Origin of the sequence: Mycobacterium sp. NAZ190054 (genome assembly GCF_001545925.1) — a bacterium.
GTDB lineage: Bacteria > Actinomycetota > Actinomycetes > Mycobacteriales > Mycobacteriaceae > Mycobacterium.
The window spans coordinates 1-1,652 of sequence record NZ_LMVQ01000439.1; the positions used below are offsets into that span (position 1 = coordinate 1).

The 1,652-nt window shown below is 69.2% G+C and carries 1 protein-coding gene and 2 pseudogenes; 2 read left to right on the top strand and 1 reads right to left on the bottom strand.

The window, feature by feature from the left end:
• Positions 1-519, top strand: a pseudogene (locus tag ASJ79_RS23620) (hypothetical protein); the annotation flags it as partial.
• 21 nt (positions 520-540) lie between these two features.
• Here ASJ79_RS23620 and ASJ79_RS23625 read toward each other — a convergent pair.
• Positions 541-1,035 carry a limonene-1,2-epoxide hydrolase family protein gene (locus ASJ79_RS23625; protein ID WP_067960654.1) on the bottom strand — a complete coding sequence of 165 codons (495 nt, stop codon included), beginning with the start codon at positions 1,033-1,035 and terminating at the stop codon, positions 541-543.
• 43 nt (positions 1,036-1,078) lie between these two features.
• Between ASJ79_RS23625 and ASJ79_RS23630 the strand changes: the two are divergent.
• Positions 1,079-1,652: pseudogene (locus tag ASJ79_RS23630) on the top strand (glycosyl transferase); the annotation flags it as partial.

Here is a 1,652-nt window from a genome sequence, read left to right on the forward strand (position 1 = left end):
GCCACCAGCAGCGCGTCGGCGTGCACCGTCGAGTCGTCGTCGAGCCGCAGCGTCACCCCGGAGTCGTCGGATTCGCCGCCCACGACGTTGCGCCTGCTGCGGATCTCCCACTTCTTGCCCGCGATGTTCTCACTGCTCGGAGTGATGGAGCGCGGCCGGATGCTGCCCGCCGACGAGCTGCTCGAGTTGCGGGTGGCCGCTGAACAGACCGCGGCGACGATGGCCGCGACCGCCGCCGAGGTGGTGTCGATGGAGAAGGCGGTCAAATCCGCGCCGCAGTCGCGTGCCTATCTGACGCCGACGATCACGGCGTTCACCACCCAGCTCGACCGCGGTGCCCGCCAGTACAACGAGATGGTCTCCGCCGCAGCCCAACTGGTGTCGGCCGCGAATTCCGGCCCGATGTCGAGCTCGCCGATGACCCAGCGGCGCTATCGTGATCAGCTCGGGACGGCCACCGACCGGTTGACGGCGTGGGCGCAGGCGTTCGACGAACTGGGCCGCCTCAGACAGGCCTGAGCCAAGCGCGACGGGCTTGAGTCAGAACGACGGACGCAGGGACGGCACCACCAGGCCCGCGATAGCCCGCGCCGGCGCCTTGATCATCACGTCGAGGTAATCGAAGTAGTCCCGCCACAAGGTGATCTGACCGTTGTCGTTCACCTCGAACGTGCCGCACACCCAGAACTGAAGACGCAGCGGACCGAAGATCAGCGCATCGGTGCGTTCGGTCAGGACCGTGCCGCCTCTGCCGGTCTGCTCTGCGCCTGAGCGCTCATCGGCGGCGATCCGGTGGAACTTCACCAGGAACCCGACCTTGCCCTCACCCCGGCGCAGCATCTTGAGGATCCGGGAGCGCCCGCGGATGGTCGGCAGGCCGACGTTCTGCCAGACCAGGTCCGGTGCGGCCAGCGACTCGAACGTGTCGAAATCCTGCTCGGCCATGGCGAACAGGAATCTCTGGACCGTGTCCGCGGAGCCGGTGGTGTCGTCGGTGACAGTCGGAAGCAGCGGATCCGGGGCGTCGTCGGTCATACCGTCCGAGCCTAATCCCGGGCGCTGTGGCAGGGTAGCCCGCATGCGCGTTGCCGTGGTCGCGGGACCCGATCCGGGGCACGCCTTCCCGGCGATCGCGCTGTGCCTGAAGTTTCTCGCCGCCGGCGATTCACCGACCCTGCTCACCGGAACGCGATGGCTGGACACGGCGCTCGGCGAAGGCGTCGACGCGGTCGAACTGCTCGGGCTGGACCCCACCGCCGAGGACGACGACGCCGACGCCGGCGCCAAGATCCACCGCCGTGCCGCCCGGATGGCCGTCCTCAACAAGGACAAGATCGCCGCGCTGGCTCCGGACCTGGTGGTGTCCGACTCGATCACCGCCTGCGGCGGGCTGGCCGCGGACCTGCTGGGACTGCCGTGGGCGGAGCTGAACACCCACCCGCTGTACCGCCCGTCGAAGGGGCTGCCGCCGATCGGCAGCGGTCTGGCTGCGGGCACCGGGCTGCGCGGACGGTTGCGCGACGCGGCGCTGCCCGAGCCCTTTCGCGAGCAGGCCGAGGTGGCCGCGACATCAGTCGCTGTAGACCCACGACACTGGGTATCAGCCAGCCCGAGCCCCGACCATCCCGGTTTCTCGACGAACTTCAGGAGGC